Origin of the sequence: Streptomyces sp. B21-083, assembly GCF_036898825.1 — a bacterium.
Classification (GTDB): Bacteria; Actinomycetota; Actinomycetes; order Streptomycetales; family Streptomycetaceae; genus Streptomyces.
Window position 1 is genome coordinate 879,967 of record NZ_JARUND010000002.1, and the last position, 26,994, is coordinate 906,960.

24 protein-coding genes and 5 pseudogenes are annotated in these 26,994 nt (G+C 69.6%); 10 read left to right on the top strand and 19 right to left on the bottom strand.

Going from position 1 to position 26,994, the window contains the following annotated elements:
* Positions 1–24: 24 nt before the first annotated feature.
* From QA861_RS27985 to QA861_RS28005, 5 genes and pseudogenes are all read right to left on the bottom strand, one after another.
* Positions 25–393, bottom strand: a pseudogene (locus QA861_RS27985) (alpha-ketoacid dehydrogenase subunit beta); the annotation flags it as partial.
* A 3-nt stretch (positions 394–396) separates the two neighbouring features.
* The gene (gene pdhA, locus QA861_RS27990) at positions 397–1,533 is read right to left on the bottom strand and encodes a pyruvate dehydrogenase (acetyl-transferring) E1 component subunit alpha (protein WP_334591372.1); all 1,137 of its coding nucleotides are present in this window, start codon (positions 1,531–1,533) and stop codon (positions 397–399) included.
* Positions 1,534–1,569: 36 nt separating this feature from the next.
* Positions 1,570–2,073, bottom strand: a complete 504-nt coding sequence (locus QA861_RS27995) for a CBS domain-containing protein (protein WP_334591373.1) — start codon at positions 2,071–2,073, stop codon at positions 1,570–1,572.
* 66 nt (positions 2,074–2,139) lie between these two features.
* On the bottom strand, positions 2,140–3,147 hold the full coding sequence (gene gap, locus QA861_RS28000) for a type I glyceraldehyde-3-phosphate dehydrogenase (protein WP_334591374.1): 1,008 nt from the start codon (positions 3,145–3,147) through the stop codon (positions 2,140–2,142).
* Positions 3,148–3,495: 348 nt separating this feature from the next.
* On the bottom strand, positions 3,496–3,738 hold the full coding sequence (locus QA861_RS28005) for a hypothetical protein (protein ID WP_334591375.1): 243 nt from the start codon (positions 3,736–3,738) through the stop codon (positions 3,496–3,498).
* Between the two features lie 169 nt (positions 3,739–3,907).
* Here QA861_RS28005 and QA861_RS28010 point away from each other — a divergent pair.
* Positions 3,908–6,680 (top strand): annotated as a pseudogene (locus QA861_RS28010) (aconitate hydratase).
* 58 nt (positions 6,681–6,738) lie between these two features.
* Here the strand turns inward: QA861_RS28010 and QA861_RS28015 are convergent.
* Together QA861_RS28015 and QA861_RS28020 are read right to left on the bottom strand one after the other, a co-directional pair.
* Positions 6,739–8,103, bottom strand: a complete 1,365-nt coding sequence (locus QA861_RS28015; protein WP_334591376.1) for a PP2C family protein-serine/threonine phosphatase — start codon at positions 8,101–8,103, stop codon at positions 6,739–6,741.
* A gap of 202 nt (positions 8,104–8,305) precedes the next feature.
* Positions 8,306–8,788 carry a universal stress protein gene (locus tag QA861_RS28020; protein WP_334591377.1) on the bottom strand — a complete coding sequence of 161 codons (483 nt, stop codon included), beginning with the start codon at positions 8,786–8,788 and terminating at the stop codon, positions 8,306–8,308.
* Between the two features lie 354 nt (positions 8,789–9,142).
* Between QA861_RS28020 and QA861_RS28025 the strand changes: the two genes are divergently transcribed.
* The 3 genes from QA861_RS28025 to QA861_RS28035 all read left to right on the top strand — a co-directional run bounded on the left by QA861_RS28025 (position 9,143) and on the right by QA861_RS28035 (position 12,057).
* Positions 9,143–10,924, top strand: a complete 1,782-nt coding sequence (locus QA861_RS28025; protein WP_334591378.1) for a glycoside hydrolase family 15 protein — start codon at positions 9,143–9,145, stop codon at positions 10,922–10,924.
* Complete coding sequence (locus QA861_RS28030) at positions 10,921–11,403, top strand: hypothetical protein (protein ID WP_334591379.1); 483 nt, start codon at positions 10,921–10,923, stop codon at positions 11,401–11,403. Before QA861_RS28025 ends, QA861_RS28030 begins: the two co-directional genes overlap by 4 nt.
* Before the next feature lie 183 nt (positions 11,404–11,586).
* On the top strand, positions 11,587–12,057 hold the full coding sequence (locus tag QA861_RS28035) for a VOC family protein (RefSeq protein WP_334591380.1): 471 nt from the start codon (positions 11,587–11,589) through the stop codon (positions 12,055–12,057).
* Between the two features lie 105 nt (positions 12,058–12,162).
* On the opposite strand, the gene QA861_RS28040 is transcribed toward QA861_RS28035, so the two are convergent.
* From QA861_RS28040 to QA861_RS28050, 3 genes are all read right to left on the bottom strand, one after another.
* The gene (locus tag QA861_RS28040; protein WP_334591381.1) at positions 12,163–13,074 is read right to left on the bottom strand and encodes an NAD(P)/FAD-dependent oxidoreductase; all 912 of its coding nucleotides are present in this window, start codon (positions 13,072–13,074) and stop codon (positions 12,163–12,165) included.
* Between the two features lie 100 nt (positions 13,075–13,174).
* Entirely contained in the window at positions 13,175–13,657 is a 483-nt protein-coding gene (locus QA861_RS28045; protein ID WP_334591382.1) for a universal stress protein, read from the bottom strand.
* Between the two features lie 33 nt (positions 13,658–13,690).
* Positions 13,691–14,806 (bottom strand): PP2C family protein-serine/threonine phosphatase, encoded by a 1,116-nt coding sequence (locus tag QA861_RS28050; RefSeq protein ID WP_334591383.1) that lies wholly within the window; start codon positions 14,804–14,806, stop codon positions 13,691–13,693.
* A gap of 821 nt (positions 14,807–15,627) precedes the next feature.
* Here QA861_RS28050 and QA861_RS28055 point away from each other — a divergent pair.
* Positions 15,628–16,149 carry a DUF488 domain-containing protein gene (locus QA861_RS28055; RefSeq protein WP_334591385.1) on the top strand — a complete coding sequence of 174 codons (522 nt, stop codon included), beginning with the start codon at positions 15,628–15,630 and terminating at the stop codon, positions 16,147–16,149.
* 33 nt (positions 16,150–16,182) lie between these two features.
* Here the strand turns inward: QA861_RS28055 and QA861_RS28060 are convergent, their stop codons facing one another.
* Genes QA861_RS28060 through fdxA form a run of 4 tightly spaced genes read right to left on the bottom strand, consistent with a single transcriptional unit; the run spans position 16,183 to position 18,077 of the window.
* Complete coding sequence (locus QA861_RS28060) at positions 16,183–16,611, bottom strand: hypothetical protein (protein WP_334591386.1); 429 nt, start codon at positions 16,609–16,611, stop codon at positions 16,183–16,185.
* 45 nt (positions 16,612–16,656) lie between these two features.
* Positions 16,657–17,025: a cupin domain-containing protein gene (locus QA861_RS28065; protein ID WP_334591387.1), complete on the bottom strand. Its 369-nt coding sequence runs from the start codon at positions 17,023–17,025 to the stop codon at positions 16,657–16,659.
* Positions 17,026–17,084: 59 nt separating this feature from the next.
* Positions 17,085–17,744: a helix-turn-helix transcriptional regulator gene (locus QA861_RS28070; protein ID WP_334591388.1), complete on the bottom strand. Its 660-nt coding sequence runs from the start codon at positions 17,742–17,744 to the stop codon at positions 17,085–17,087.
* 6 nt (positions 17,745–17,750) lie between these two features.
* On the bottom strand, positions 17,751–18,077 hold the full coding sequence (fdxA, locus tag QA861_RS28075) for a ferredoxin (protein ID WP_334591390.1): 327 nt from the start codon (positions 18,075–18,077) through the stop codon (positions 17,751–17,753).
* 476 nt (positions 18,078–18,553) lie between these two features.
* On the opposite strand from fdxA, the pseudogene QA861_RS28080 reads away from it, so the two are divergent.
* The 5 genes and pseudogenes from QA861_RS28080 to QA861_RS28100 form a co-directional block, all read left to right on the top strand.
* Positions 18,554–18,817, top strand: a pseudogene (locus tag QA861_RS28080) (DUF2249 domain-containing protein); the annotation flags it as partial.
* Positions 18,818–18,940: 123 nt separating this feature from the next.
* Complete coding sequence (locus QA861_RS28085) at positions 18,941–19,318, top strand: cupin domain-containing protein (RefSeq protein ID WP_334594866.1); 378 nt, start codon at positions 18,941–18,943, stop codon at positions 19,316–19,318.
* A 355-nt stretch (positions 19,319–19,673) separates the two neighbouring features.
* Positions 19,674–19,967: an SMI1/KNR4 family protein gene (locus tag QA861_RS28090; protein WP_334591391.1), complete on the top strand. Its 294-nt coding sequence runs from the start codon at positions 19,674–19,676 to the stop codon at positions 19,965–19,967.
* Between the two features lie 243 nt (positions 19,968–20,210).
* Positions 20,211–22,115: a pentapeptide repeat-containing protein gene (locus tag QA861_RS28095; RefSeq protein ID WP_443041595.1), complete on the top strand. Its 1,905-nt coding sequence runs from the start codon at positions 20,211–20,213 to the stop codon at positions 22,113–22,115.
* A gap of 115 nt (positions 22,116–22,230) precedes the next feature.
* Positions 22,231–22,548 (top strand): annotated as a pseudogene (locus QA861_RS28100) (SMI1/KNR4 family protein); the annotation flags it as partial.
* A 532-nt stretch (positions 22,549–23,080) separates the two neighbouring features.
* On the opposite strand, the gene QA861_RS28105 reads toward QA861_RS28100, so the two are convergent.
* The 5 genes and pseudogenes from QA861_RS28105 to QA861_RS28125 all read right to left on the bottom strand — a co-directional run bounded on the left by QA861_RS28105 (position 23,081) and on the right by QA861_RS28125 (position 26,987).
* Positions 23,081–23,533, bottom strand: coding sequence for an SPDY domain-containing protein (locus tag QA861_RS28105; RefSeq protein WP_334591394.1), 453 nt, complete (start codon positions 23,531–23,533; stop codon positions 23,081–23,083).
* A 137-nt stretch (positions 23,534–23,670) separates the two neighbouring features.
* Positions 23,671–23,919 (bottom strand): annotated as a pseudogene (locus QA861_RS28110) (SPDY domain-containing protein); the annotation flags it as partial.
* A gap of 37 nt (positions 23,920–23,956) precedes the next feature.
* On the bottom strand, positions 23,957–24,595 hold the full coding sequence (locus QA861_RS28115; RefSeq protein ID WP_334591395.1) for an HAD-IA family hydrolase: 639 nt from the start codon (positions 24,593–24,595) through the stop codon (positions 23,957–23,959).
* Positions 24,592–25,755: an MFS transporter gene (locus QA861_RS28120; protein WP_334591396.1), complete on the bottom strand. Its 1,164-nt coding sequence runs from the start codon at positions 25,753–25,755 to the stop codon at positions 24,592–24,594. Before QA861_RS28120 ends, QA861_RS28115 begins: the two co-directional genes overlap by 4 nt.
* A complete protein-coding gene (locus QA861_RS28125) occupies positions 25,752–26,987 on the bottom strand; it encodes an ATP-grasp domain-containing protein (protein WP_334591397.1) in 1,236 nt (411 codons plus the stop codon). The genes QA861_RS28120 and QA861_RS28125 overlap by 4 nt, the downstream gene beginning before the upstream one ends.
* Between the last annotated feature and the right edge of the window lie 7 nt (positions 26,988–26,994).

Here is a 26,994-nt window from a genome sequence, read left to right on the forward strand (position 1 = left end):
CGAGTGGGTGGCGGCCAGTTGCTGCCCGCCCCCTCCCGGGGTGCGGATCACCATCGGCACCGACACCTGGCCGCCGAACATGGAGTGCAGTTTCGCGGCGTGGTTGATGATCTGGTCGATGGCCAGCAGGCTGAAGTTGATGGTCATGATCTCCACGACCGGGCGCAGCCCGAGCATGGCGGCTCCGATCGCGGCGCCGGTGAAGCCTTCCTCGCAGATCGGGGTGTCACGTACCCGACGGGGGCCGAATTCGGCCAGCAGCCCGGCGGTGATCTTGTAGGAGCCCTCGAAGACGCCGATTTCCTCTCCGACGAGCAGCACGTTGTCGTCCCGCAGCAGTTCGGCGCGTAGTGCGCCGTGCAGGGCCTGGCGGTAGGTGACGGTCTCGCCCACGACTTACCCCCCGTCCTGTGCGCTGCCGGCGGCCTGGTGGCAGGGCAAGGGGTCGCCCGGCAGGCCGCGGAAGACGCTTGTGACGTCGGTGGCGTACAGGTGGTCGAAGAGGGTGTCGACAGTTGGGGCAGGGCTTGCGTCGGCGAAGTCGACCGCGGCGGTGACCTGGTGGTCGACCTCCTCGTCGATGCGGGCTGCCGCCTGTGGGGTGAGGACGCCGTCCTCGATCAGCCGGAGCCTGAAGGCGGGCACCGGGTCCTTCTCCCGCAGCTGGGCCGCGTCCTCGGGGGTGCGGTAGCGGGCGGGGTCGACGACGGAGTGGCCGCGCAGCCGGTAGCTGACCGTCTCCAACAGCCTGGGCCGGTGCTCGGTGCGTGCCTGCTCCAGCATCGTCTGAGCGGCCTCCCGCACGGCGAGTACGTCGCCTCCGTCCACGCGGGTTCCGGGGATGCGGTAGGCGCATCCGCGCCGGAACAGCTCCGGCTCCCCGGCCGCCGCCGCGACGGGGGTGCCCATCCCGAGTTGGTTGTTGACGATGACGTAGACGATGGGAAGGTGCCACACGGCGGCGAGGTTGAGGGACTCGTGGAACGCGCCGATGTTGGTGGTGCCGTCCCCGAGCAGGCACATCACCGCCTCGCTGCCGGCTCCGGGCTCGCCGCGGTAGGCGATCGCCAGCGCGGCGCCGGTGGCCAGGGGCAGCTGGCCGCCGACGATGCCGTAGCCGCCGAGCAGCCGCAGCTCGGTGTCGAACAGGTGCATGGAGCCGCCTCGTCCGCCGGACAGGCCGGTGGTGCGGCCGAACAGCTCCGCCATCACCCGGCCCGGGTCGGCGCCGCGGGCGAGGGCGTAGCCGTGTTCCCGGTAGGTGGTGAACAGGTAGTCGGTGGGCCGCAGTGCGTCCATCAGCCCGACGCAGGTGGCTTCCTCACCGAGGTTGAGATGGCAGTACCCGCCGATCTTCGCGCGGGTGTACATCTCCGCCGCCCGCAGCTCGAAGGCTCTGATCAGCGCCATCTGCCGGTAGTAGCCGCGCAGCACCTCAACCTCGCTGTCGGAGAGCACACTGGCGGGTGCGGGGCGGGCCGTGCCCGCGGTGTCGGCGGCGGGATCGCGGCCCGGTGTCGGTGAGGAGCTCATTGTCCGCCGGTTTCCTTACGTCGGTGCGGCCTTGTCTCAGCTGCCGGGTGGTGCTTCCTGGACGGCGAAGCGGTCGGCGGCCGCGTGGCACTTGGGGCAGCGCTCGGGCGGGCGGTCGCCGTGGGCGGTCTCGCCGCACACGGTGCAGGCCCACTCGGTGGTCAGCAGCGCCACGACGTCGGAGCGGCTGATGATGCCGACCAGGCGTCCGGCGGCCAGCACGGGGACGCGGCGGATGCGCCGCTCGACCAGCAGATGGCGAACATCGTCGACGTCGGTGTCCTCGGTGACACTGATCACCGTCCGGGTCATCACCTGCGCAGCGGTGCCCCCAGAGCGGGCCAGCAGGTCGTACTCACTGACCAGGCCCACGACCGCGCCGCCGGCGTCGAGTACGGGGACGGCGCTGATCCGGCGGCCGTGCAGCACGGCCGCGATCTCGGGCACCGGGGTGTCCTCGGTGACCGTGACCACCGGGGCCGTCATGATCTCCTTGACGTTCATCGCGCCCTCTCGATCGCTGTGTGGGGCGGGCCGCATCAGACCAGGGTGGTCGTCGTCGGGGTGATGGTGGTGCCGCGAGGCGGAGGTGCGGTGTCGGGTCGCTCATGGCGCCTGGCCGGCGCCCAGGACGGAGAGGGCTTCGCGGACCATCTGGTGGGTGAAGCCCCACTCGTTGTCGTACCAGCTCATGACCTTCACGAGTGTGCCGTCCACCACCCGGGTCATCGCGGCGTCGATGACCGAGGCCCTGGCGTCGCCGATGATGTCGGTGGAGACCATCGGTTCCTCGGCGACGGCGAGGACGCCGCGGTACCGTTCGCTGCCGGCTTCCTCGCGGAAGAGGTCGTTGATCTCCTCCGCGGTGGTCGGCCGGGCGGTGACCATCGTGATGTCCGCGATCGATCCGACCGGCACCGGAACGCGGATCGCCACCCCGTCGAAGCGCCCTGCCAGCGCGGGCAGCGCCCGGGTGGTGGCCCGCGCCGCCCCGGTGGACGCGGGGACCATGTTGATGCCGGCGGCGCGGCCGCGCCGGACGTCCTTGCTGGGGCCGTCGACGAGTTGCTGGCTGGTGGTGTAGGCGTGGACGGTGGACATGATCGCCCGTTCGATCCCGATCCTGCGCTCCAGCACCTCGACCACCGGAGTGATGCAGTTGGTGGTGCAGCTCGCGCACGAGATGACCTGCACGCCGTCCGGGGCCTGGTTCACTCCGGGCACCACGGTCGCGACCGTCTCGGTACGCGCTGGAGCGGACAGGATCACAAACCTGGCTCCGGCTTCCAGGTGGCGGCGTAGCTCCTCCTCGTGGCGGAAGGCCCCGGTGCATTCCAGCACCAGGTCGATGCCCAGCTCCCGCCACGGCAACCGGGCCGGATCACGCTCTGCGAACACCGGGACCTCGTGCCCGTCGATGCTCAGCGCACCATCGCTCGCCGTGACCGTCTTGCCGTAGCGGCCGTAGACGCTGTCGTGCTTCAGCAGGTAGGCGAGGTTGTCTACCTCGACGAGGTCGTTGACGGCGGCGACCTCAACGCCGTCGACGTCGTGGAGGATCTTCAGCGCGGCACGTCCGATGCGTCCGAGTCCGTTGATGGCGATCTTCGGCATGTCAGACATCCCTTCGCTGAGCGCGTGATCCCCTGCCCGTCCTACATCACCAGCAAGGCTGCGACCGGTGGAACTACGCCACATGGTGGCGCACCATACGCGGGCGAAGCGGGGCGAACGGCCCGCACGGTCCCGTGAGTCTCCCCGCCCGCAAACTTCAGCGCCACGCAAAGGCCCGGGGGAAGGATCGAGCAGGGAAGAGACCACCGATCGATCACGTGGCGTGTCCGCGGCCACGCCCAGCCGAGAGAACCTGACCGAACGGACATTGATACGGCATGCCCACGACACATCTCCTCGGGAGCCTTCAGTGGCGGTGGTGGTCTCACCCCATATCGGCCCGGATGGTCAGGTGGCGTGGACCACCACGTCCCGCCTGAACACCACCGCCGGGCACCTGCGCCATGGTGGTCCGGGTGATCGCCGCTGGACTCCGTCGCTCAGGTTGCTGTAGGCGGGAACGCCGCTGACCATGAGTGCGGGCGGAACTGCGACCATCGACGGCGGCCGCTGGAGCGCACGCGTGCGGCGCGGTACGTCCATCGCACTGACGGCACTCGTGACCTGCGTGCTGGCCTGGACGAGGACCACGCCGCACAGTCCGTCTTCATCTCAGAGGAGATCGTCGCCCTGGCGTTCGCCGTGGCGATCAACGGCTGGAACCGGCCCCGAGGACTGCGCGCACCGGTCACCCGCCATTGACGGACTCGACCCGCCGCCGAACATCCCTGGAGCCAGCCGATCCTGAGGAGTGACTTCCGTGACCGTCGACAGTTTCGCTGCCCGAGGACCGCTTACCACCGCTGGATCCTCCTTCACCATCTACCGGCTCGACGCGGTCAACGGGACCGCGCGGCTCCCGTACAGCCTGAAGGTGCTGCTGGAGAACCTGCTGCGCAACGAGGACGGCCGTACGGTGACCGCCGACCAGATCAGTGCGCTGGCCGGCTGGGATCCGGCCGCCGAGATCCAGTTCACCCCGGCGCGGGTGCTGATGCAGGACTTCACGGGCGTGCCGTGCATCGTGGACCTGGTGGCGATGCGCGAGGCGTTGGCCGCCCTGGGTGGCGATGCGGCGCGCATCGACCCGCTGCGGCCGGTGGAACTGGTCATCGACCACTCCGTGATCGCCGACCACTACGGCGTTCCGGAGGCGTTTGACCGCAATGTCGAGTTGGAGTTCCGGCGCAACGCCGAGCGCTACCAGTTCCTGCGCTGGGGGCAGAAAGCCTTCGACAACCTGCGCGTCGTGCCGCCCGGCACCGGCATCTGCCACCAGGTGAACCTGGAACACCTGGCACGCGTCGTTTTCGGCGAAGACGGGCTGGCTTTCCCCGACACCCTGGTCGGCACCGACTCCCACACCCCGATGGTCAACGGGCTTGGCGTACTCGGCTGGGGCGTGGGCGGCATCGAAGCGGAAGCGGCCATGCTCGGCCTGCCCCTGAGCATGCTCATCCCCCGGGTCATCGGGGTGAAGCTGACCGGCGCACTGCCCGAGGGCAGCACCGCCACCGACCTGGTGTTGACCATTGCCGAGAAACTGCGCGCGCACGGCGTGGTCGGCACCTTCGTGGAGTTCTACGGTCCCGGCGTGGCTAATGTGCCGCTGGCCAACCGGGCCACCATCGGCAACATGAGCCCGGAGTACGGCGCCACCTGCGCGATCTTCCCCATCGACGCCGAGACCCTCTCCTACCTGCGGCTCACCGGGCGCAGCGCAGAGCAGGTGGCGCTCGTCGAGGCGTACGCCAAGGAACAGGGCCTGTGGCACGACCCCCGTCACGAGCCTCCCTACTCCGAGACGCTGGAGTTGGACCTGTCGGCTGTCGTGCCGTCGATCGCCGGGCCGAAACGCCCGCAGGACCGCATCCCGCTCGCGGACGCACCGCGCGCCTTCCACGCCGTACTGGACGGATATGTCCGCTGGGACCCCGCGCCGGTCGGGCTGGATGCGAGCAGCGCGGAATCCTTCCCCGCCTCCGACCCCGTCGCGGTGACCGGCAACCGCCCCGGTGACGCACCCGCCCACTTCGATACCGCCCCAGCCGCGGACGACGACACGTCCCTGAACCCCACCAGCCTGACGCTGAAGGACGGCACCGGTGTCGAGATCGGCCACGGATCGGTAGTGATCGCCGCGATCACCTCCTGCACCAACACGTCCAACCCGCAGGTCATGGTCGGCGCCGCCCTGCTCGCCAAGAAGGCGGTCGAACACGGGCTGAGGCCGAAACCATGGGTGAAGACTTCCCTCGCCCCCGGCTCGAAGGTCGTCATGGACTACCTCGCACGCGCCGGCCTGGTCCCCTACCTGGACAAGCTCGGCTTCGACCTCGTCGGCTACGGCTGCACCACCTGCATCGGAAACTCCGGCCCCGATCGACGAGGTGGCCCGCGCCGTGTCCGAACACGATCTGGCGGTGGCCGCGGTGCTCTCCGGCACCCGCAACTTCGAAGGCCGCATCCACCCCCAGACGAAACTCAACTACCTCGCCTCCCCTCCGCTGGTGGTCGCCTACGCACTGGCCGGGTCGATGACCGTCGACCTCACCCACGATCCGCTCGGCACCGCAAGCGACGGCAAACCGGTGTTCCTGCGCGACATCTGGCCCAGCCAGCAGGAGGTCCAGGACGTCATCGCCTCCTGCCTGCGGCCGGAAATGTTCACCCGCGACTACGCGGACGTCTTCACGGGCGGCGAGCAGTGGCGGGCCCTGCCCACCCCGGAAAGCGAGTTGTTCGCCTGGGACCCCGATTCCACCTACGTGCGCCGGCCGCCCTACTTCGACGGCATGAGCCGTACGCCCGAGCCATCGCGCGACATCGAAGGCGCCCGGGTGCTGGCCCTGCTCGGCGACTCGGTCACCACCGACCACATCTCTCCCGCGGGCGCCATCAAGCGCGACTCTCCCGCCGGGGAATACCTCACCGGCCACGGCGTCGCACCGAGAGAGTTCAATTCCTACGGTTCCCGGCGCGGCAACCACGAGGTGATGATCCGGGGCACCTTCGCCAACATCCGGCTGCGCAACCTGCTCGCACCGGGCACCGAGGGAGGCGTCACCCGGCACCTGCCCGACGGCGAGCAGACCACCATCTACGACGCGGCCACCCGGTACGCGGCCGAGGGCGTACCGCTGCTGGTGATCGCCGGAAAGGAGTACGGTTCCGGCTCCTCCCGCGACTGGGCGGCCAAGGGCACCGCCCTGCTGGGGGTGCGCGCCGTACTGGCCGAGTCGTATGAGCGCATCCACCGCTCCAACCTCATCGGCCTGGGCGTCCTGCCCCTGCAGTTCACGACCGGCCAGAGCCGGGAGTCCCTCGGTCTGACCGGCGAGGAAGCCTATACAGTCCGCGGCCTGGCAGGCGCGGGCGAACTGCCCCGGGAGGTCACGGTCACCGCGGTGGGCCCGGCCGACGTGCTTCAGATCGAGGCCCGTGTCCGCATCGACACCGCCACCGAGGCCGACTACTACCGCCACGGCGGCATCCTGCCCTACGCACTGCGCACCCTGCTGCCGCAGGCGTGACCCGGCACCGCTGCACCCGGGCGACGTCTGGTGCCCGACGGAAACCCGCCGACATGACTCACCGGGCGGCCGCGCTGGGAAGGCGCACGGCGAGCAGGGCGACATCATCGTCGAACTTCTGGCCGCGCTCGGACAGGACCGCGTCGCAGAACGCGTCCAGCGGGGCGCCGGCCAGCCTAGAGGCACGGTCGGCCAGCGTACGCAGAGCGTCGTCGATGTCCTGGTCGCGGCGTTCCACCAGACCGTCGGTGAACAGCAGCAGCGTGCTACCCGGTGTCAGCGGGTGTGCGTGGTCGAACCGGGGCACGGACGGGTCGATGCCGACGGGGATCCCATGGCGGGCGGGGGCGAGGTAGCGGGTGTGGCCGTCCGTGGCGACCAGCAGCGGCGGAGGATGCCCGGCGTTGGTCCAGCGGAACGTGTACGCGTCCTCGCTCTCACCGCCGCGCTCGATGCGTCCGAGCACCAGAGTGGCGGCGGTCGGATCGCCGAACATGGTCAGGGCCGCGTCGAGCTTCGACACAACCAGGCTGGGCGGTCCGCCCCGGTCGTAGGCCAGGGCACGCAGCATGTTGCGGATCTGCCCCATCACCGGGGCGACCTGCACATCGTGACCAGTGACATCACCGACGACGACGCAGGTCGCCCCGTCGGGCAGCAATAGGGCGTCGTACCAGTCACCGCCGAGTTTCGGCAGGTCCGACGCCGGCTCGTATCGGGCGTGCACCTCGATCGGCGCCAGGTCGGGCAGAGTGGGCAGCATGATGCGCTGGAAGTGCTCGGCGGCACGGTTGAGCTGCCCGTACAGGCGGGCGTTCTCGATGCTGACGCTCGCGGCGCTGGCCAGCGCGGTCAGCAGCGCCTCGTCGTCGTCGCCGAAGGGCGTCCCGTCCCTCTTGTCGGCCAGGTATAGGTTGCCGTAGACCGTGCCGCGCACCATCAACGGCGCCCCCAGCAGCGTCCTCATCACCGGGTGCCCGGGGGGAAAGCCGACGGAGCGGGGGTCGGCCAAAATGTCCGCCACCCGCAACGGCTCCCGGTCCGATACCAGGCTGCCCAGCAAGCCGTGCCGCTGTGGCAGCCCCACGGCGGCCGTAAGCTGCTCCGCGTCCACCCCGACCGTGATCAGATCGGCGAAGTCACCGCTTTCCCCGAGCACGCCCAGCGCACCGTAGCGCGCGCCCACCAGATCCGCGCCCGCCTCCACGATGTGGTGCAACACCGCCCGGGTGTCCATGTCGGCGCTGATGGCCACCACTGCGTCCAGCAACCGTTGCAGCTGGCGCTGCCCCAACGCGATGGGCCGGGGCTGTGTCCTCGCCGCATCCGGGGATGGCGCCCCAGCCGACTGCCGGGTCTCGTCACTCGCCGCCGCGTCAGGCATGGAAGTCTGCTCCGGCTGCTGCCTGGGATCGTGCGCCATGCCTGCTACCTCCCTGCGCCGTCAGCACCGGGCTGCCCGTACGCCACCCTACGGCTTTGCCCGAACCGGGAGCAGCCCCCAACTCACCCCTTGACGCGTGAAGATCCCAGCCCAGGAACACGCCGCAGCAGCACGCGGCACGTTGCCGGAACGGCGGCTGCCTCCTCAAGCCCTTGCCGTGCCGACTGCTCCAGGGAGGGGGTCAGGGCACGACGACGACGGGGCAGTGCGCGCGTCGGGCCATCCATGCCGGTACCGACCCGATCAAGTGGTGCAGCCGTTGCTCCGGTGCTCCCAGAACCAGGGCCTCGGCCCAGTGTTCGTCCGCCAGACGAGCCAGCTGGCGCGCCGTGTCGCCGACGCAGCCGGCCACGTGAACCTCCACACCGGCCAGGGTGGCCGCCTTGAGCGCGTCGGTGAGCTCCGCGCGCAGCCAATCGAGCACATCGTCCTCGGGGTCGGCAACGAAGACGAAGGGACCTGCTCCCGCCCCCATGTCATATCGCGAGGGATCCGGGCTGATGTATGCCACGAGCAGCGGCCTGCTGGTTCGGCGGGCCAGTCCGGTGGCCCAGGCCAGTGCACGACCGCTGGCTCTCGACCTGTCATAGCCCACCAGAACAGGATGCGCCGGAGCAGCAGGCGGCGCAGGGGACGTCTCATCCGCTGTCACGGCTGCACTCACGCACTCGATCGAGGCACACCGGTCAGGATATCGGTGTGCTCGGGCTCGGGATCAGCCACGTGGGAAGCCTGGGGCCCTGTCACACCCGATCGGCTGCTGTGCCGCGGCCCGTTCGTCCACAAACGAAGCCGGCGCGATGCAGGGGGTATCCAGTTGGCCTTTCCACCCGGCAGTGTCGCTCCCGCGTCGGGCGGGGCGCTCGGTGCTGGGTAGCCGGGCCAGCGGTCGGGCGCGCTTGCTGGGAGGCGAGCGGGAGAATGCGGCCGGTGGGAAAGTAGAGCCATGGAGGCTGACGGTCGATCTGGGGCCGGCCGGGCCGCACCAGAGCGCCGGACGGCTCGGGTGGATGGCTACGTGCCTCTGCGTGACTACGCGGTGATCGGTGACGGCCGGACCGTGGCGCTGATCGCTGCGGACGGTTCGGTGGACTGGCTGGGGCTGCCGGACCTGGACGCGCCGACGGTCTTCGCCGCCGCCCTGGACGCCTCTCGTGGTGGCCGGTTTCAGCTGGAGCCCGAGGAGCCGTACCAGGCGACCCGCAGGTACCTGCCTGGCACGAACGTGCTGGAGACGACATTTCGCACGGAGCGGGGGACGGCAAGGGTCACGGACGCGCTCTCGCTGAACGACGACCTCGCGCTCACTCCGATGCGGGAGCTGTTGCGAAAGCTCGACGGTGTGGCGGGGACCGTGCCGATGCGCTGGAGCGTACGGCCCCGGTACGGCTATGGCTCTCGCGCGCCGCGCATGCAATGGCGCCGGGGTGTCCCCGTGGCCGTCGATGGTGCCGATGCGATGGCTGTGTGCGGCTGGGATGTCGGCCTGGTGGAGTGCCGTGACGGTGAGGTCGCAGGCCGGTTCGACCTGCGCGAAGGCGCCGGCTCGTTGATCGCGGTGCCGTTCGCCCACCAGGAGCCGCTCGTTCTGCCGGCCCGAAGCGAGTGCGAGGCGAGGATGGAGCGCACGTGCCAGGCGTGGCGCCGCTGGGCCGGTGCACGGGAGTACACCGGGCCGTGGCGAGAGGCGGTCTCACGCAGTGCGCTCGCACTGAAGCTGCTCGTCTTCGCCCAGTCCGGAGCGGTCGCCGCCGCGGCGACCTGCTCCCTGCCGGAGTACATAGGTGGCGAACGCAACTGGGACTACCGGTTCTCCTGGATCCGGGATTCAGCCTTTGCTCTGGACGCGTTCCTGCAACTCGGGTGCACTGCTGAGGCACATGCCTACTTCTGGTGGCTGATGCACGCCTCCCAGCTCACACATCCCCGGCTGCGGGTCCTCTACCGGCTGGACGGTGGGACCCCCGCCCGCGAACGGGTCCTTCCCCTGTCGGGCTACCGAGGCTCGGCTCCGGTGCGGACCGGCAACGCGGCCGCCGAGCAGATCCAGTTGGACACCTACGGCGAGTTGCTGCATACCGGCTGGCTGTATGCCGGTGCGACGGGGCGGCTGGACGCGGACGTGGCCCGCAGGCTGGCGGAACTGGCTGACTTCGTCTGCGCCGGTTGGCAGCGGCCCGACTCCGGAATCTGGGAGGTCCGCAGCACGCCCCTGCACTTCACACAGTCCAAGATGATGTGCTGGGTGGCGCTCGACCGGGCCATCGATCTGGCACAACGGCGACTGATCCCCAATCGACACGCGCCTCGCTGGCGCGCCGCCCGCCTGGAGATCCACCAGTTCATCGAGAACCAGTGCTTCTCAGAGCGCGGCGGCTCCTACGTACGGTCCGCCGGAAGCGAGGACCTGGACGCCGCCGTGCTGCTCGGCCTGCTGTACGGCTACGACGGCGCCCAACCGCGCCTGCGCTCCACCGTGGACACGATCGACCGCAGCCTGCGCAATGGTCCGTATGTGGCCAGGTACTCCGGTGAAGACGGCATTCAGGGAAGCGAGGGGGCGTTCGTGGCCTGCTCGTTCTGGCTGGCGGAGTCCCTGGCGCGGACCGGGCGCGTGGAGCGTGCGGCCACTTTGATGGACGACCTGGTCGCACTGGCCAATGACGTCGGCCTGTACAGCGAGGAGATCGACCCGGCCGACGGCGCATTCCTCGGCAACCTCCCCCAGGCGCTGAGCCATCTGGCGCTGATCAGCGCGGCCACAGCCATCGACGCCGCCCTGAGCGGGGCGGCCCGATGAACCCGGCAGGTATCGCCGCCGGCGGGTTCATCGGAACGCTCGTTCTGACCACCGCGCTGCGGGCAGCCAGCGCCCTGAGCCTGACACGCATGGATCTGCCGTTTCTGCTCGGCACGGTGGTGACCGTCGACCGCACCCGCGCGAAGGCCCTCGGGTACCTGATGCACTTCGTCAACGGGCAGATTTTCGCCTTCGTCTACTATGCCGTCTTCCTCGCCATCCATCACGCCGGCTGGTGGTGGGGCGCGCTGTTCGGCCTGATCCACGGGCTCTTCGCCGTCACGGCGCTGGTGAACACCCTGCTGCCTCTCGTTCACCCCCGCATGGGCAGCGCATTGACCAGCGCTCCGGACGTGGCACTGCTCGAACCCCCGGGCTTCCTGATGCTCAACTACGGCCCGAGCACACCGATCGTCTCCGTGGTGGCCCACATCGCCTACGGGGCTCTGATCGGCGGATTCGCCTCGCTCGCCGGTTGAGGAGGCACCACGAGAAGGTGGCGCCGTGCGAGAGTGCCGTGCCCCGGGAGGAGGCTCCACCACCCTTGCCATACCGAGCGGCAGGCGCTGGTGGCCTGTAGCGTACAGAGAAGGTCTTCCCTGAAGAGCCGAAAGGTCAGAGGGCGGAAATTGGGGGCCTCGATGGGATCAGACGCAGCCTCGATGCCCGGCGCCGGCGATCCGGCAGCCGACGCCGGACGGGCCGGTCCGCCAGGGCGGGATCGCGGGCCCCTGCTTGCATCGGTGGTGATGTTCGTATCCGACCTCGACCGGTCAGTGGAGTTCTACCGTGAACTGCTGAAGATGCGGGTCACAGTCCGCACCACCACCGCTGCGCTGCTCGTCGGCTCGGACGACATGCAGGTGTACGTGCGTCACATGGGCAGGGTCGTCCATGCTCTGGGCGGCATTGGCGTTCAGTACGTGATCTGGACTGCGGACAGCCTCGATGATCTGCACCGGTGTGAGCGGACACTCAAGGAGCGCTCTGCCCACACTTCGTCCAGGGAGATGGCCGACGGCTTCACCGTGGTCGAGGGACGCGATCCGGACGATGTGCCTGTGGTCATCGCCTACCCCGGGCCGAACAAGGCAGCGCGGCAGGAGATCATGGCGCGGATCTACACCTGGTGAGCGTCACCCCGGGCGCTCTGGCCCGGGAGACATCAGTTCGCCACCCCGGCTGTCTGCGTCAGGTGCCTTCACCACGGACCACCAGGACGGGACAGGCGGCGTGGGTCACGCAGTGCTGACTGACGGAACCAAGCAGCGGATATGCCTTCCCAGCAGCCGGTGATAGGTATTGGCCACGTCGCCGGCTGCGTAGATGTGCGGGTCGGAGCTCCACAGGGAGGCGTCGACCACGACTCCGTGGTCGATCTGCAGGCCGGAGTCTTTGGCCAGTTGGGTGTTGGGGGTGGCGCCGATGCCGACCAGGACGGCGTCCGCGTCGATGAGGGTGCCGTCGGCGAGCAGTACCCCCGCGGCTTTTCCGCCGGCGCCGACGATCTCGGTGACCTGCACGCCGAGCCGCAGGTCCACGCCGTGGGCACGGTGGAGGTCTGCGAAGACGGGTGCGATCTGTGGGCCCAGAACGCGCAGCAGCGGAAGTGCGTCTGCCTCCAGGACGGTCACCTTCACGCCGGCGTCCCGGGCCGCAGCAGCCACCTCCAGACCGATCCATCCTCCCCCGACGAAGACCATGCGCGAGGAGGTTTCGAACGTGCGGTGGATGCGCTCGCAGTCTCCGACGCGGCGCAGGTAGAGCACCCCGTCGAGGTCGGCGCCGGGAACCGTAAGCCGCCGGGGGGAGGCGCCGGTGGCCAGCAGCAACCTGTCGTATCCGATGCGCTCGCCGCTGGAGAGGGTTGCCGTCCGCTGGTGGCGGTCGATCGCGGTGACGGTGGTGTCCAGCAGGAGATCGATGTCCTGTTCGGCGTACCACTGCGGCGGGTGGACGAAGATCGTCTCACGGTCCTGCTTGCCCTGCAGATACCCCTTCGACAGAGGCGGCCGCTCATACGGCGGATCCGGCTCGTCCCCGACGAGTACGATCCGGCCGTCGAAACCGTTCTCGCGGAGGGCTTCGGCGGCTTTGGCGCCGGCCAGGCCGGCTCCGACGATCACGAACGTGACCTGTGTCAGTTTCATCAGGGGATGCTCCCTGCTCTCGGCTGCTGCGGGCCCGCACGCTGTCGCCGTTGCCAGGCCATGTCGGGATCCGCAGTAGGCGGCAGGTGATTGTCGTGCATCAGGATGGTTTTGCCGGCGTCCCGGACGGCACGACCACGACAGGGAGGTGTGCGTGATGCACGACCTCGGTGCTGGTGGACCCCAGGGTGAGGCGTCCCCACGCTCCCGAGCCTCTGCTGCCCACGACCAAGAGGCAGGCATCCGCACTCGCGTCGAGCAGGACTTGCGAGGGACGTCCCGGCTCCACCTTGATCTCCACCTCGACAGAGACACCCCCCAACCCCTGCATGGCTTCATCCACGGCACGGGCAATGGCCTCATACGTGGCGTCACGTATCTGCGTGTCCAGGTCGTAGGAATCCGGCACGGTCAGCCATCCGAAACTGCTTGCCCTGGAGGCGGTGAAATCGTATGCACACACGGCACGCAGGCTGGTATTGCGCAACTGTGCCTCGTGCAGGGCGAAGCGCATGGCGAGTCCGGAGACGTCTGAGCCATCGGTTCCCACAACGATCGGTGCATGCCGCGTGAACTGCGTCATGGACATCTTTCCATTTCAGTCGGCACTGCGGATTCAAGTGACCCTGCGGACCACCAGCGCGGTGATGTCGTCCCGTTGGTCTCCTCCGGTGTAACGGCGCAAGTCGTCGGCCAGGTCGTGGGCCACGTCCCACGGAGACACCTCCGCCCAGGCCCGGAGTTGTTCTTCGAGGGGATAGAACCCGCCTGCCCTGTCACGTGCCTCGGTGACGCCGTCGCTGCAGAGCAGGAGTGTCGCGCCGGGCGGGAAGGCGAACCAGTCGACGGTCCTGGGTTCTGCAGAGAGGTCCGCCAGACCGAGTGGTACGCCGGGTTCGCCGGTGGGAGCGGTGGTGACGGGTCCCCCGTCCAACAGGTACAGCGGAAGGTGGCCGCAGCTGAGGGCCTGCGTTGCATCCGATCCATCGACGCCGAGGATGAGCGCAGTGACGAAGCGTTCGGGCTCTCCGGTCTGCGCCGCGAAGGCATTGTGGAGGCCGACTGCCGTCTCCAGGGCGTCCGCGACAGCCGTGAGCGTAGGCTCACGCTGAGCAGTCTCACGAAACGCGCCGAGCACAGCGAAAGCGGCTGCCACCGCAGGCAAGCCCTTGCCCTGAACGTCGCCGATGAGCAGACGCGTCCCGTACGGAGAGGCCACCGCCTCGTAGATGTCACCGCCCACCAGTAGGTCTTCCTCCACCGGAAGACATACTCCGTCGACGATCACCCGATCAGTGAGCACAGGCAAGGGGCGCAGCATCTGGCGCTGAAGCGCGGCAGCGCCGGATCGCATCCGCCGGGATTCCTTCTCCCGTTTGATCCGCTTATGACAGGTCAGCACGCACAGCATGCCGAGAACAAAGGCCAGCACCATCACGATGACCTGGTCGCCGAGTGAGGGAAACGGCCGGTAGGCCAGTACTGCGGCGATAACCAGGATCACCCACACGACGGCGTAAACCGTCTCGCGCAGCGTTCCGACGGCAGCCGTCAGAGCAGGCAAGATAATCATAAGGGGGATCAGTCTCACCGTGCTGTCACTGATGGCCAGCTCCAGCAGCACGAGGGGAATGGTCAGCGCCACCACGGACATCAATGCGGCGCCGGGCATGTGCGCAATACGCCCTTGCGATGTCTTCCGCCCGCCTCGCGACGTGGAAAGGGCGTCCATGAGGTGAGGCCACACCCGCCAACGGGACACCTTTCCACCGTCCCGCCGACGTCCCGTCCACGCAAGTTCGCTGTCGGGCTGCCCTGCCAGAAGCCTGACAGTTCACCGCCCGGCAGGGGAGATGCCGGGCGCGCCCCGTGATGGGACCGTGGAAAGAGGAAAATCGCTGTCGACCGTGATCCACTATCCCGGTCCTGCCCACGGTCATGTCGTCGCGGAACAGGAGTGCCGCTCATGCCGAGGTACCCGAGGGACTGCTTCCGACGATCGCCCTCTCCCTGGCCACGGGCGTGTGGGAGCTCACTCGCCGGGGAAGCGGTGGTCAAACGCTGTCCTCCGTCGAGGCGCTCGGCGCGACCACCGTCGTCTGCGCCGACAAGGCCGGCGGCCTTACCGAGAACCGCATGCGGGTGGTTCGCTGTGTGGACCTCGCATGGAGAACGACTGTCAAACGACCCGGCGCCCCGTCGGAGAGGGCGTACGCATCCTCGTTGTCGCGCACGCGGACCGCATCGCCGCGGCACATGGCCGCTCCACAGCCATCAGCACCGGCGCTCAAACGGGGCGGAAGAGGAGCGAATCGTGAGTTCGCCTGACGCCGAACGGTTCGTCGGCGCCAATAATCAGAGGCGTGCGGACTTGCTCGCAGCGCAGCGCGGGCGCTGCTCGCGGACGTGGGCAGCAGCGCTCACACCCTGTACTCGGCCCCACGATTCGACCACCGCAGCCGAGTGGGAACCCGCCGTGCGGAGCCGGAAGCCGGCGCACGCCGTCGGCCACGCATCGGCGTCCGCTGCGGACAACGTGCCGTGACGTCTCCCGTGACGCTGCTGACCTTCGGACACGGCCTTGCCACACGCGAGCCACTGACCGCCCTGCTTCACGGTGCTGGTGTAGAAGCAGTCGTCGACGTGCGGACCGCGCCGGGCAGCCGGCGCAACCCGGACGCGGGCAGGGAAGTGCTCCGCGAGTGGCTGCCGGCGCAGGGGATCGACTACCGGTGGGAGAAACGGCTGGGCGGCTTTCGCAAGGTGGAGCACGACTCGCCCGATGTCTTCTGGGAGAACGACTCCTTCCGAGCGTATGCGGGTTACACCCGCCACCCGGATTTCCTCTCGGCCATGGATGACGTGCTGCGGCAGGCGGCCGCCGTCCAGACGGCCGTCATGTGCGCGGAGACCCTGTGGTGGCGCTGCCATCGGCGGATCATCGCCGACTTTGCCGTCATGGCACTGCAGGCCCGCGTGCTGCACCTGGGACACGACGGGCGGCTCACCGAACACCGTCCAACGACAGGCGCACGTCTGTGTGCTGACGGACTCCTCGTCTATGACCGCGTGTGAGATCGCGATAGGGACACCGAACGCTGGGCCCGGTCACACGTTGAGCAGGCTGACCCCGAGGCAGAGCAGGGCGACGACCTTGGCGATCTCGGCGGCCACGTAGGACAGGTGGCCGCGGGAGCGTGGAAGGTCCTCGCCGGCCAGTACCCGGTCGGACCTGCGGTTGAGCCGGGGACGGATCACGGCCAGCTGTCCCAGGAGCAGCAGGGACACCACGAGGGTCAGCACGGTGACCACACCGGGCGCGCTACCCACGACGGCCGAAATGATCACCGCTCCGGCCAGCGCGGCCTCCACGAGATTCAGCGCCCGGAAGACCAGCCGGCCGATGCCGAGCCCGATGGGGATGGTCACCCCCGGAGCGCGGAACTTCAGCGGTGCCTCCAGGAAGGAGATCGCCAGCACCATCCCGAGCCAGACGAAGGTGGCCGCGCCCGCCACGGCGGCCGACAGGGCGTTCATCGATGTGGTCCTCTTTCTCGCACGGGTGTCGGTGGGGCGGGCCGGTCAGGCGGCGGGCCAGGATGCCAGCCGCTCTGCGAACTGAGGCGGTGACGCCACCACCATGAGCGAGGCGGGTTCCGTGCCGGGGTTGGCGAGGGCCACACGCTCTCCGGTGGCGATGTGTGCGACCGAGCCGGCGACCAGCGTCCGGCTCTCGCCGTCGTGGCTCAGTTCGACCGTTCCCGACAGCGGGACCAGGACGATCTGTGAGCTGCCGTGGTCGTGTTCGGGCAGACAGCCGCCCGGCGGTATCTCCACGTGGACGACGGCCACCTGCTCGGAAACGCCGGGGGCGATGAGTGCTTCGGCGGTCGGGCCGCCGGGCAGGGGAGCCCGGCGGCGGACGGCGGTGCCGGTCTTGGCGACGTGCATCGGTTCTTCTCCTTGACTTTATGGGTGCCGGGTTCGCAGCTGTGTCCTTTGGCAAGGGGCTACACGGGCGCCAGGTGGGCGAGGCAGGAGTCGGGTTCGGCGAACGGCTCCAGGCGGGTCGCTGCCACCGGTGCGCCCAGTTCCGCCAGCGCCCCCTGCATGAGGCCCAGATGCACGGGGCAGACCAGCTGTCCGTACTCCTCGGCCAGTTCCAGGAAGGGGCAGTGCCGCAGCCGGATCCGCTCCGGCGCCCGGCCCTCGCCGTCGCCCTCCAGGGTGGGTGCGAAGCCCAGGTCGTCCAGCAGCGCGGTGAGCCGGGCGGCGGACTCCTCGGCCGTCGGCCGCCGGAAAGGCGGCATCGGATCGATCAGGAAGCGGCCCCACGCCCGCCCCGCATCGGTAGCCGCCGCGCTCGCGTCAGGCCCGGTCGACGCCAGGTGACTGAGCAGAATCTGCGCCAGCAGACGGTAACCGCGGCTCCCCCCGCGGTCCATGCCCTGCTGCGCGGCGTAGACCGTACGCGGCCGTCCAGGTCCCGCAGGCTCCTCCACGCGCCGTTCGACCGTGCCCTCGGCCACGAGGGCGTCCAGGTGGAAACGCACCGTATTGGGGTGGACGCCGATACGGTCGGCCACCTCCGTCACGCCCAACGGTGTTCCGGCAGCGCGCAACTCCTCGAACACCTGGCGGCGGCGAGGGCTCTTCCGTGCGGAGGCCATGCCGCCTCACCCCTCCTGGTTCTGCGGGGGCAGGGCTGCGATCAGCGGGTGGTCGCGCTCGATCAGGCCCAGCTTGGCCGCGCCACCCGGTGAGCCGAGCTCGTCGAAGAACTCGACGTTCGCCTTGTAGTAGTCCTTCCACTCCTGCGGTACGTCGTCCTCGTAGAAGATCGCCTCGACCGGGCAGACCGGCTCGCACGCCCCGCAGTCCACGCATTCGTCCGGGTGGATGTAGAGCGACCGCTGCCCCTCGTAGATGCAGTCGACGGGACACTCCTCTACGCACGCCTTGTCCTTCACGTCCACACACGGCTGTGCGATCACGTAAGTCACGACCCGCCCTTCACCCATCGCAACGGCCAGGGTTTTTCCAAATAATACATGTAATAATTGTGGAACCGGGAGAAGGGAATCCACTCATGACGTCGCCTTCCAAGACCTGCACCGCGTCGACCGCGACGGACCCGGGCCTCTGGGCGCGGAGCACTCTCCACCAGATCCAGCAGGGGCTGCAGGGCAGGCTGGCCACGCTGATCGAGGTGGAACCCGTCGCGGACTCCGCGGAGCCGGTCCGCATGGCGCTGACCGAATTCTGCACCGGCGACCTGCGCCGTTACCTGAGTGCCTGCGACCAGACTCTGTACGCGACCGCCTCGGGCGCGGCCGAGACCCGGCTGTTGGTCCGCGCGCTGCGCACCAGCGCCGATGTGCTTGACCAGCACATCAGCCAACTGTCCACCACCGACGATGCCAGCTCAGCCACCGCGATCGCACGGAATGTCGCCGCAGTGGTGAGAACCCATTTCGCCATGGAACGGACCGTGCTGCTGCCTGCCCTCATCCCCCTGCCCGGCGCCGACCTGCCCGCCTTGATCGCGGATCTTGACACCCTGTTCGGCGGCGGCCGACCGGAAGAGTCCTCGGTCGTCGACGTCCGCGAGATCCCGCACGGCCGGCGGCACCCGCGGATCTTCACCCTCTTTGCCCGCCTCACGGCCGGGGAGTCCTTCACCCTGGTCAACAGCCACGACCCCCAGCCGCTGCGCCGCGAGTTCGAGGCCACCCACCCCGGCGGCTTCACCTGGGAGTACGTCGAGTCGGGGCCCCAGCGGTGGCAGGTGCGCATCGGACGGGTAGCCGCGGAATCCGACAGCGCAAGCGTCGTCCAGCAGCAGGAGGAGCCCGCCGTGGCCCGCATGCTGTGCCAGGTCCGGGCGCTCACCGGCGAAGTGCCTGTACCGGCCGGGACCCTGTGGAAACTGGCCGAGCCCGGACGCCAGCTCGACGCGAACCTGATCCGGCTGCCCGCAGGCCAGCACATCGCCACCCACGCCGAACCCGATCTGGACGTGCTGCTCCTCGCCGTCACCGGTGAGGGCGTGATGAATAACGCCGACGGCCAGCAGCCGCTTTCCGAGGGGGTGCTCATGTGGCTGCCGCACGGCTCGACGCGCAGCCTCACCGCGGGCCCTGGCGGCCTGGCGTATCTGACCGTCCACCGCCGCCGCCCCGGCATGCAGATCCGCCACCGTACGGACGTGATTCCCGCGACCGGGCGGCCTGACGGTCAGTGACACCGTTGCCGGCTCAAGCAATGAGGGCAGCACAACAACCACCGTGCGCACAGCCGGTTAATACTCCAGCTGTAGATCGCGATCTTGCGGGTGGGCGTCACTGAGTGCGCTGGTTGGCCACCGAGGGCCTCAGCTGGCCGATGTGCGTGTTGTGCCGAGGGGCCTGGGGGCGTCGGGCCATTCCTGAGCCCGTCGGGACCGCAGCAGTGGGCCCCGCGGCCCGGGCGTCGGTGGCTGCACGTGCGGTCTGCGCATGACTGATCAGTGGTAAGTGGGCGTGCGTCAGCGGGTCGACGCGGCGGGTGCAGGGCCTTCCGGCAGCAAGGTGTTCGGGGCATTGGGGCACAGGTGGATCGTGGAGGACCGGCTTACCCAGGGCGAGCTTGCCGAACTTGAGGCTCAGACGGGCGTGCGGCTGCCAGAGGAGTACCGGACCTTCCTGCTCCACGTCGGCGCGGGCGGCGCCGGCCCCGCCTACGGCCTGTTTCCGGTTCGACGCGTGCAAGGCCGCTGGCGTTGGGAAGGCGCCGGCGCGGACCTTGCCGACCTGTCGAGGCTTGCCGAGCCGTTTCCCGATCAAGGCCCGGACCCGAAGCTGCTCGACGACCTTCTTGCCCAACGTGTCGGACGGCACGGAAGGTTGCAGTAGCGCACAATTCATTTCAGTGCTGCGGCCGCGAGGCGAGGTTGGCAACCGGTGGTCGCGCTCACTCGTCCTTCAGGTATGCCGCAGCCAAGCCCCGAACCAGTCCCTACCCCTCCATGGCAGCACTGCCAGCACGGCGCGGACCCCGCCAGCGATCCCGTCGGCTGCCTCGGGATCCGCGTCTCTGGCCACACCGCGTGCCTCGCCCACCTGGCCAATCCTGACCGCGACGCCTACCTGGCAGGTTTGTCCCCCGGTGACGACGTCGACCACCGCTGCACCCCCTTCACCCCGCCCCTCCTCGATGCCCTCCTCAATGCCCTCCGTGACCCCGCAACCGGAAACGCACGCCTCGGCGACGCCGAGTTCGGGTGGGCGACCTTCGAGGGCGGCGCCGGGTTCGGGTCGGCGACCTTCGAGGGCGACGCCGGGTTCGGGTCGGCGACCTTCAAGGGCGGCGCCGCGTTCGGGTTGGCGACCTTCAAGGGCGACGCCGTGTTCAGGTCGGCGACCTTCGAGGGCGCCGCCGTGTTCGAGGTGGCGATCTTCAAGCGCGACGCCGAGTTCGGGTCGGCGACCTTCGAGGACATCGCCGGGTTCGGGTCGGCGACCTTCAAGGGCACCGCCGGATTCTGGTCGGCGACCTTCAAGGGCACCGCCGGATTCTGGTCGGCGACCTTCAAGGGCACCGCCGCGTTCGAGTCGGCGACCTTCAAGGGCGACGCCAGGTTCGAGAGGGCGACCTTCAAGGACGTCGCCGGATTCTGGTCGGCGACCTTCGAGGGCGACGCCGGGTTCGAGTCGGCGACCTTCAAGGGCACCGCCGGGTTCGAGTCGGCGACCTTCAAGCACACCGCCGGGTTCGAGTCGGCGACCTTCAAGCACACCGCCAGGTTCGAGTCGGCGACCTTCGAGGTTGAAGCCGTGTTCCGGTCGGCGACCTTCGAGGACATCGCCGGGTTCGAGTCGGCGACCTTCAAGGGCGACGCCGGGTTCGAGTCGGCGACCTTCAAGGACATCGCCGGGTTCGAGTCGGCGACCTTCGAGAGGGCCTCACGCCTTGGGCCATTGGTGTGCGCCAGTCGGGTCCGGTTGTCCGGGGCGGTGTTCGGCGGGCCTGTGAGCCTCTCGGTTGCCGCGCGCGGCCTGGAGTTTCGGCGGACCCGCTGGTCGTCGACGGCTGAGCTGCGTCTGCGCTACGCCACGGTGGACTTCGCCCACGCGGTCTTCGAATATCCGCTCACCATCGGGGCGGAACCCGATCCGTTTGTGCTCCTCAACGGCCTCCAGGTGGCAGAAGAGCCTCTCGCCGACGCGTCCGACGCCGTGGTGCGTATCGCCTCGTTACGCGGGGTGGACGCTGCCCACCTGGTCCTCGCGGACGTCGACCTGTCGGGGTGCCTGTTCACCGGGACCGTGCACCTGGACCAACTGCGGCTGGAGGGTGCCTGCCTCTTCAACACGGTCCCGCGCTCCGTGCACCGGCGGGGCTGGCGCCCCGCACGGTTCGCCCAACGGCGCACCCTCGTCGAAGAACACCACTGGCGGGCGCGGCAGCCAGCCGCAGCTCCCGGCTGGCAAGCGGCCCCATCCGGCGTCGGGCACGTCGGTCCGTTGCAACTGGCGCCTGTGTATCGGGCGCTGCGCAAAGCGTTCGAGGACGGCAAGCACGAGCCTGGGGCCGCCGACTTCTACTACGGGGAAATGGAGATGCGCCGCCAGGCCGAGGACATCCCCCGAAGCGAGCGAAGTCTCCTGACCGCTTACTGGGCGCTGTCCGGCTATGGCCTGTACGCCTCCCGGGCGTTGGGCTGGCTCGCTGCCGCCATGCTCCTCACCATCCTGCTCCTGATGGGCTTCGGGCTCCCGGGCAGCGATCCGAAGCAGGAAGCCACCGGCACCGTGCCACCCGGCGGCGGGAAGGTTACCTTCGAGATCGGCAAAGACGACCCGCACAATCCCACCGGAGACCGGTTCACCGGTGAGCGCTTCGAGAAGGCCCTGAACGTCACGCTCAACTCGGTCGTCTTCCGTTCCTCCGGCCAGGACCTGACCACCACCGGCACCTACATCGAAATGACCTCCCGGCTGACCGAGCCCGTCCTCCTGGGCCTTGCCGTCCTCGCCGTCCGCAACCGCGTCAAACGTTGACACCCGCCACCCGATACCGAAACGACCGGCGCACCCGAGCCGGCGCAGACCAGCGCACGGAAGATTCCAGCGCCCAGGTCGCCCCGCTCGCTGAAATCTCCGCTGCCGCCCGACACAACGCCCCGAGGAAGAGGACTTCGACAACATCGAGGACTTCGACGACGCCATCGAGGCGTGGGACGAGCGGTGGGAGGTCATCATGTTCGCCCCGGAGCGCACCGCTGGCGCCATCGTGATCTCCCACCTGGGCTGCGCCCAGAGAGAATGGCTGATCATCAGCGGCAGCCACCGTGGCACGATCTCGTCCGACTGCCGGGTGGACGACGTAGACCTCGTCCCGCTGCTCGACGACGACGGTACGCCGGTGACGTTCGCCCGCTGGTACACCAACTGGCTGGAGAAGGCCGAGCACACAGCCCTGTCGGCACCGTAGGCCCGTCGGCCTGTGCTCTGTGAGCGTGTTCGGTTCCGGAGCCGGCGGATGGCCGGACAAGGTCCGGTGCGACACTGCCGTCTCCGGCCGCGGTGGCGCCGGGAGCTGAGGGAACCACAGGAGGGTGTACTGCTCGATCGCGCGGCGCAGCTTCGTGGTCGCGGCTCCCTGCCACGGCGGGTCGTCGCGCTCGTGCCAGTCGCGCATCTTGGCGTAGCCGGAGTATCCCGGGAGACGGCCGATGGCGGCGTCGCGGCTGTGGAAGGTTGCGTGGTCGGCGAACGTGAGGAGCACGGTGTCCAGGACGCCGCCCTGGTCTGCGTGGAGGATCTGCAGTCGCAGACCGTCGTATTCCTCGGCCCGGATCGTGCGGGAGAAGCTGATCCGCAGACGCAGTGGGGAATCCGGCCTGCGAGTGGCGTAGTAGGTGTCACCGATGACGGTGCCGTCGGTGAGGTCGAGCTGCTGGGTGAAGAACTGCTCGGCGTGCAGGGCCATGCCGGCGCCCTTTCGCAGGGGTGGTTCATGCGGGTCAGCGGCGAAGCCCGGGGCGGGAGGGGACTGCTGGTGCGGGCGGGGGCGTGGCAGTGGTCCATCGGCGCACGCTGCGGGCTGGCGCAGCGGCCGGGCGGCGGGCCGCGGCAGCTCGCTGGACGTCCAGCGGGGCCGGCCCGGGAGGCCGGGGCGGTTCGACGGGGGTGAGCTGGGCCAGCTGGGCGAGCCGCGGGTTCAGTGCGTCCTTGTAGCGCAGGACGGGGGTGGGATCGGCGAGGGCGGCGGCGGCGATCAGGTGCTTGGGCGTGCGCGCGGTGAAGGTCGCCTCGGCGCGGGTTGCCCAGCCTGGCGGTCCGGCCCACAAGGTCACCGTCTCGGCGTCGGGGCCGGTGCTGACGACGTCGATGCTCGCTCCTGCCAGGCCGTCCGGGGAGACGTACTCCACCGTGCCGCGCGAGAGGGGCTTTTGGTCCCAGCCCGGGTCGAGCAACGGCCGTACCGCGTCGCGCCAGTTCGGCGACGGTGAGGTGAGGAAGGAGTCGCTGTCTTCGTCCCACTTGGCAGCGAGGCGCGGGTGAGTCCTTCGGTGATCTCGGGTGGCGTGTTCTGGTTGATGCGTGCTGTCCAGCGGGGCGCGGAGACGGGGTCCTCGGCGGCGCTGATCAGCCAGGTGTCGTGGTTGTCGCCGAGCCATCCGATGCGGATGCGGTGGTCGGATGAGGTGATGACGAGCTGGCAGTCGCCGGTGTCGAGATGGTGGTGGGGCCAGTGGGCCACCGGGGCGAAGCTGGGGTCGGCGTGTCCGGGCAGCCCGGCGAGGTAGCGGGGTGAGACATAGACGTCCCCACCATTCCACAAGTCGTCGTTCGAGGGCACAAGGGTCCTGAGGAGGTGAGGGGTTGGGGAAGGCGGATCAGCCGGGGATGGGCAGCAGTGCTGCTTCGAGGTCGGCGATCCGGCCGGTGTAGTGCAGGGTTCGCAGGCCCAGGATCTGGGCCGCCTGGCAGTTGTCGGCCCGGTCGTCGACGAACAGCACCCGCCGCGGATCACGGGCTCCCGTCGCGGTCAGGGCGTGGCGGTAGGAGGCGGGGTCGGGCTTGTTCGTCTGGAGGCGGGCCGAGTAGAAGTCGCGGGTCATGAGCCGGCGGCACCAGTCGGTGGCGTCGAGGACGTCGCTGAGATGGAGCGGCGCGTTCGACAGCAAGAACAGGGGCAGCCCGTTGTCGTGGGCGCGATCCAGGACGGCGAGAACGCGGTCGTCGGTGGTGGTCCACATGTCCGTGTCGGCGGTACGCAGTTGGCGCAGCAGGCGTGGGCCCGGGTGGGCGCCGAGGACCTTCGCCCAGTACGCCATGTCGCTCAACTGGCCGGCGTCGTAGGCCGGTCGGGCGCTCCAGACGGCGTCCTTAAAGCCAGAGAGATCGTGCTCGGGCCAGTTGGCGGTGCGCGCGAGGTGCTGCCACTGGTCGAGGCGAGGTTGGAGGCCCAGGACGCCGTTGTAGTCGAGGATCGCGGCGTCCACGCCGGTCGGGGAGGCGGATGCGCGGGTCAAGGGGTCGTTTTCTCCAGGGCTTTGGGGGCGAGGGTGGCGACGGCGGCGGCGAGGAGGGCGGGCAGCAGCAGCGCGTGCGGCAGGGCGGTGACGGTGGCGAGGGCGCCGATGAGGGCGGGGCCGGCGAGCAGGCCGACGTAGCCGGTGACCGCGACGGTGGCGACCGCGCGGGGGCCGTCGGCGCCGGCGGCGGTGATCAGGCTGGGGATGGTGACGGACAGCCCCAGACCGAAGGCCGTCCAGCCGAGCAGGGCAAAGGCGATGGTGGAGCCTGCCAGTCCGGTGGCGAGGCCGAGCGCGGCCAGGACCGCGCCGGTGCGCACGATGGCGGGCGCGCCGAAGCGGACGGTGAGCCGGTCTCCGGCGAGGCGACCCGCAGCCATGGCGACGCTGTAGAGGCCGTACGCCGCGGCGCTGGTCGCGGCGGTCGCGCCGAGGTCGTGCAGGTGGACGGCGGCCCAGTCGGCAGCAGCTCCCTCGCCCAGCAGGGTTGCCGCCGCCAGCACGCCCAGCAGCCACAACCGGGTCCGCGACAGGCCCTCGCGTTCGCCCAAGTCCTGTGCAGCAGGGTTGCGGGCGGGCTCGAGTCCAGAGCTGGCGAGAGTCCGGGTATGAGCCGTCGTGGCACCTGCCGCCACGGCGGCGCTGACTGCGACGCCCGTGAACACAACGGTGTGCGCGGTGTGGGCGGTGGCCGCGGCCACCGCGGCGCCGGTGAGGGCGCCGAGGCTGTAACTCGCGTGCAGCCGGCCCATGATGGGGCGGCCGTGGGCGTCCTGACAGCGGACCGCTGCGGCATTTGCTGCGACGTCGAGGGCACCGTGCGCGACGCCGAAGACGAACGCCGCCGCCAGGAGGCTCTCCAGACTGCGGCAGACCCCGAGAACGGCGAGGCAGGCGGCGAGCGCGATGGCGCCGCCGGTCAGCAATGCGGGCAGGCGGGCAGGGTGGGCGAGGCGTCCGCCCGCCTGGAGCCCGGCGACCATGCCGAGGGCGGCGGCCAGCAGGACGATGGCGAGCCCGCCGGTGCTCACCTCGGCCGTATGTTGGACGGCGGGCATGCGGGCACCGAAGACGGCCATCACCACACCCAGTCCGGCGAAGTACCCGGTCAGCAGTCGGCGGCTACGCGCCAACTCGGGCGCCGCGATCAGGTTCACGCGGCGTGCTCCCTGGTGGTCAGGGCCGCCGGCGGGAGGGGAGCAACCTGGACGTCGAGGTGGCGGTACGCCTGCTGGGCGCGGGCTTCGGCGACGGTGGTGGTCGGCCCGGTGGTGATCAGGAAGCCGATACGGGCGGTGTACAGGTCGCCGCCGTCCTGGGGCAGCACGAGCTGGTCTCCGGGCTGTCGCTGGAAACGCACGCGCTCCACTCCCCCGACGGGTTCCTTCAGGCGGCGGGCGGTGAGGGTGCCGGAGTAGGCGGGGTAGATGAAGCGGATCGCCGCGGCCTGGTGGCGGGTGGGCGTCAGGTCCGGGGCACGTCCGCAGGCGATGTCGGCGGCGGCACGGGCAAGGTCGACGCCAGTGGCCAGGCGGACGAGGTGGCCGATCATGTCGCCGCCGATCCGGGCGTTGACCTCGATCAGCCGGGGGCGGCCGTCCACGAGGCGCATCTCGACGTGCTGCACGCCGTCGGTGATCCCCAGGGCCTTGACCGCGGCAGCAGCGATTGGGGCGACCTGGGTCAGGAGCGGGTCGGTGGCATCGACGGTGTGGCCGGTCTCGTCGACGTAGGGGGCGGGGCCCAGGTGTTTGCGGGTCACGGCGACCGCAGTGGTCTCGCCGCAGTTAGTAACGCATTCGACGGAGACTTCCGGCCCGTCGAGGTACTCCTCGACCAGGACGCCGGTGTCTTCGCGGCTTCGGCTCGCGCCGGCCGAGGCGAACGCGAATGCGGCGGGAAGCTCTTCGGGACGGTCGACGCGGATCACGCCGATGCTGCCGGCGAACGCGGCGGGCTTGATGACGGCGGGGTAGCCCAGGGTCATCGTCGCAAGGCTGGCCTCCAGCAGGGTCCGCGTCTTCATCGACGCGGCCGACGGCACCCCGTGGCGGGCGAACAGCGTACGGGCGGTGGCCTTGTTGCGGCAGCCGCGCATCACCTCGACGGAGTTGGAGGGCAGACCGAGAGCGCGGGCGAGGCGGGCGGTGGGGACGAGGTTCCACTCGTCCCAGGTGACCACGCCGGCGAGGTCGTGGCGCTCGGCCAGGGCTCGGCCGGCGGCGAGCAGCGCAGTGGTGTCGTTCAGGTCGACGACGGCGTGGTCGACGATGAACGGCTTCTCCCACGACGGCTCGGCGCCGGTGAGCAGGACGACATCGTACGCGGCGGCCACCTGCTCAAGGCAGTAGCCGCGATCGGTCTCGTCTCCGGGAGAAACGACGAGCACGAGGGGA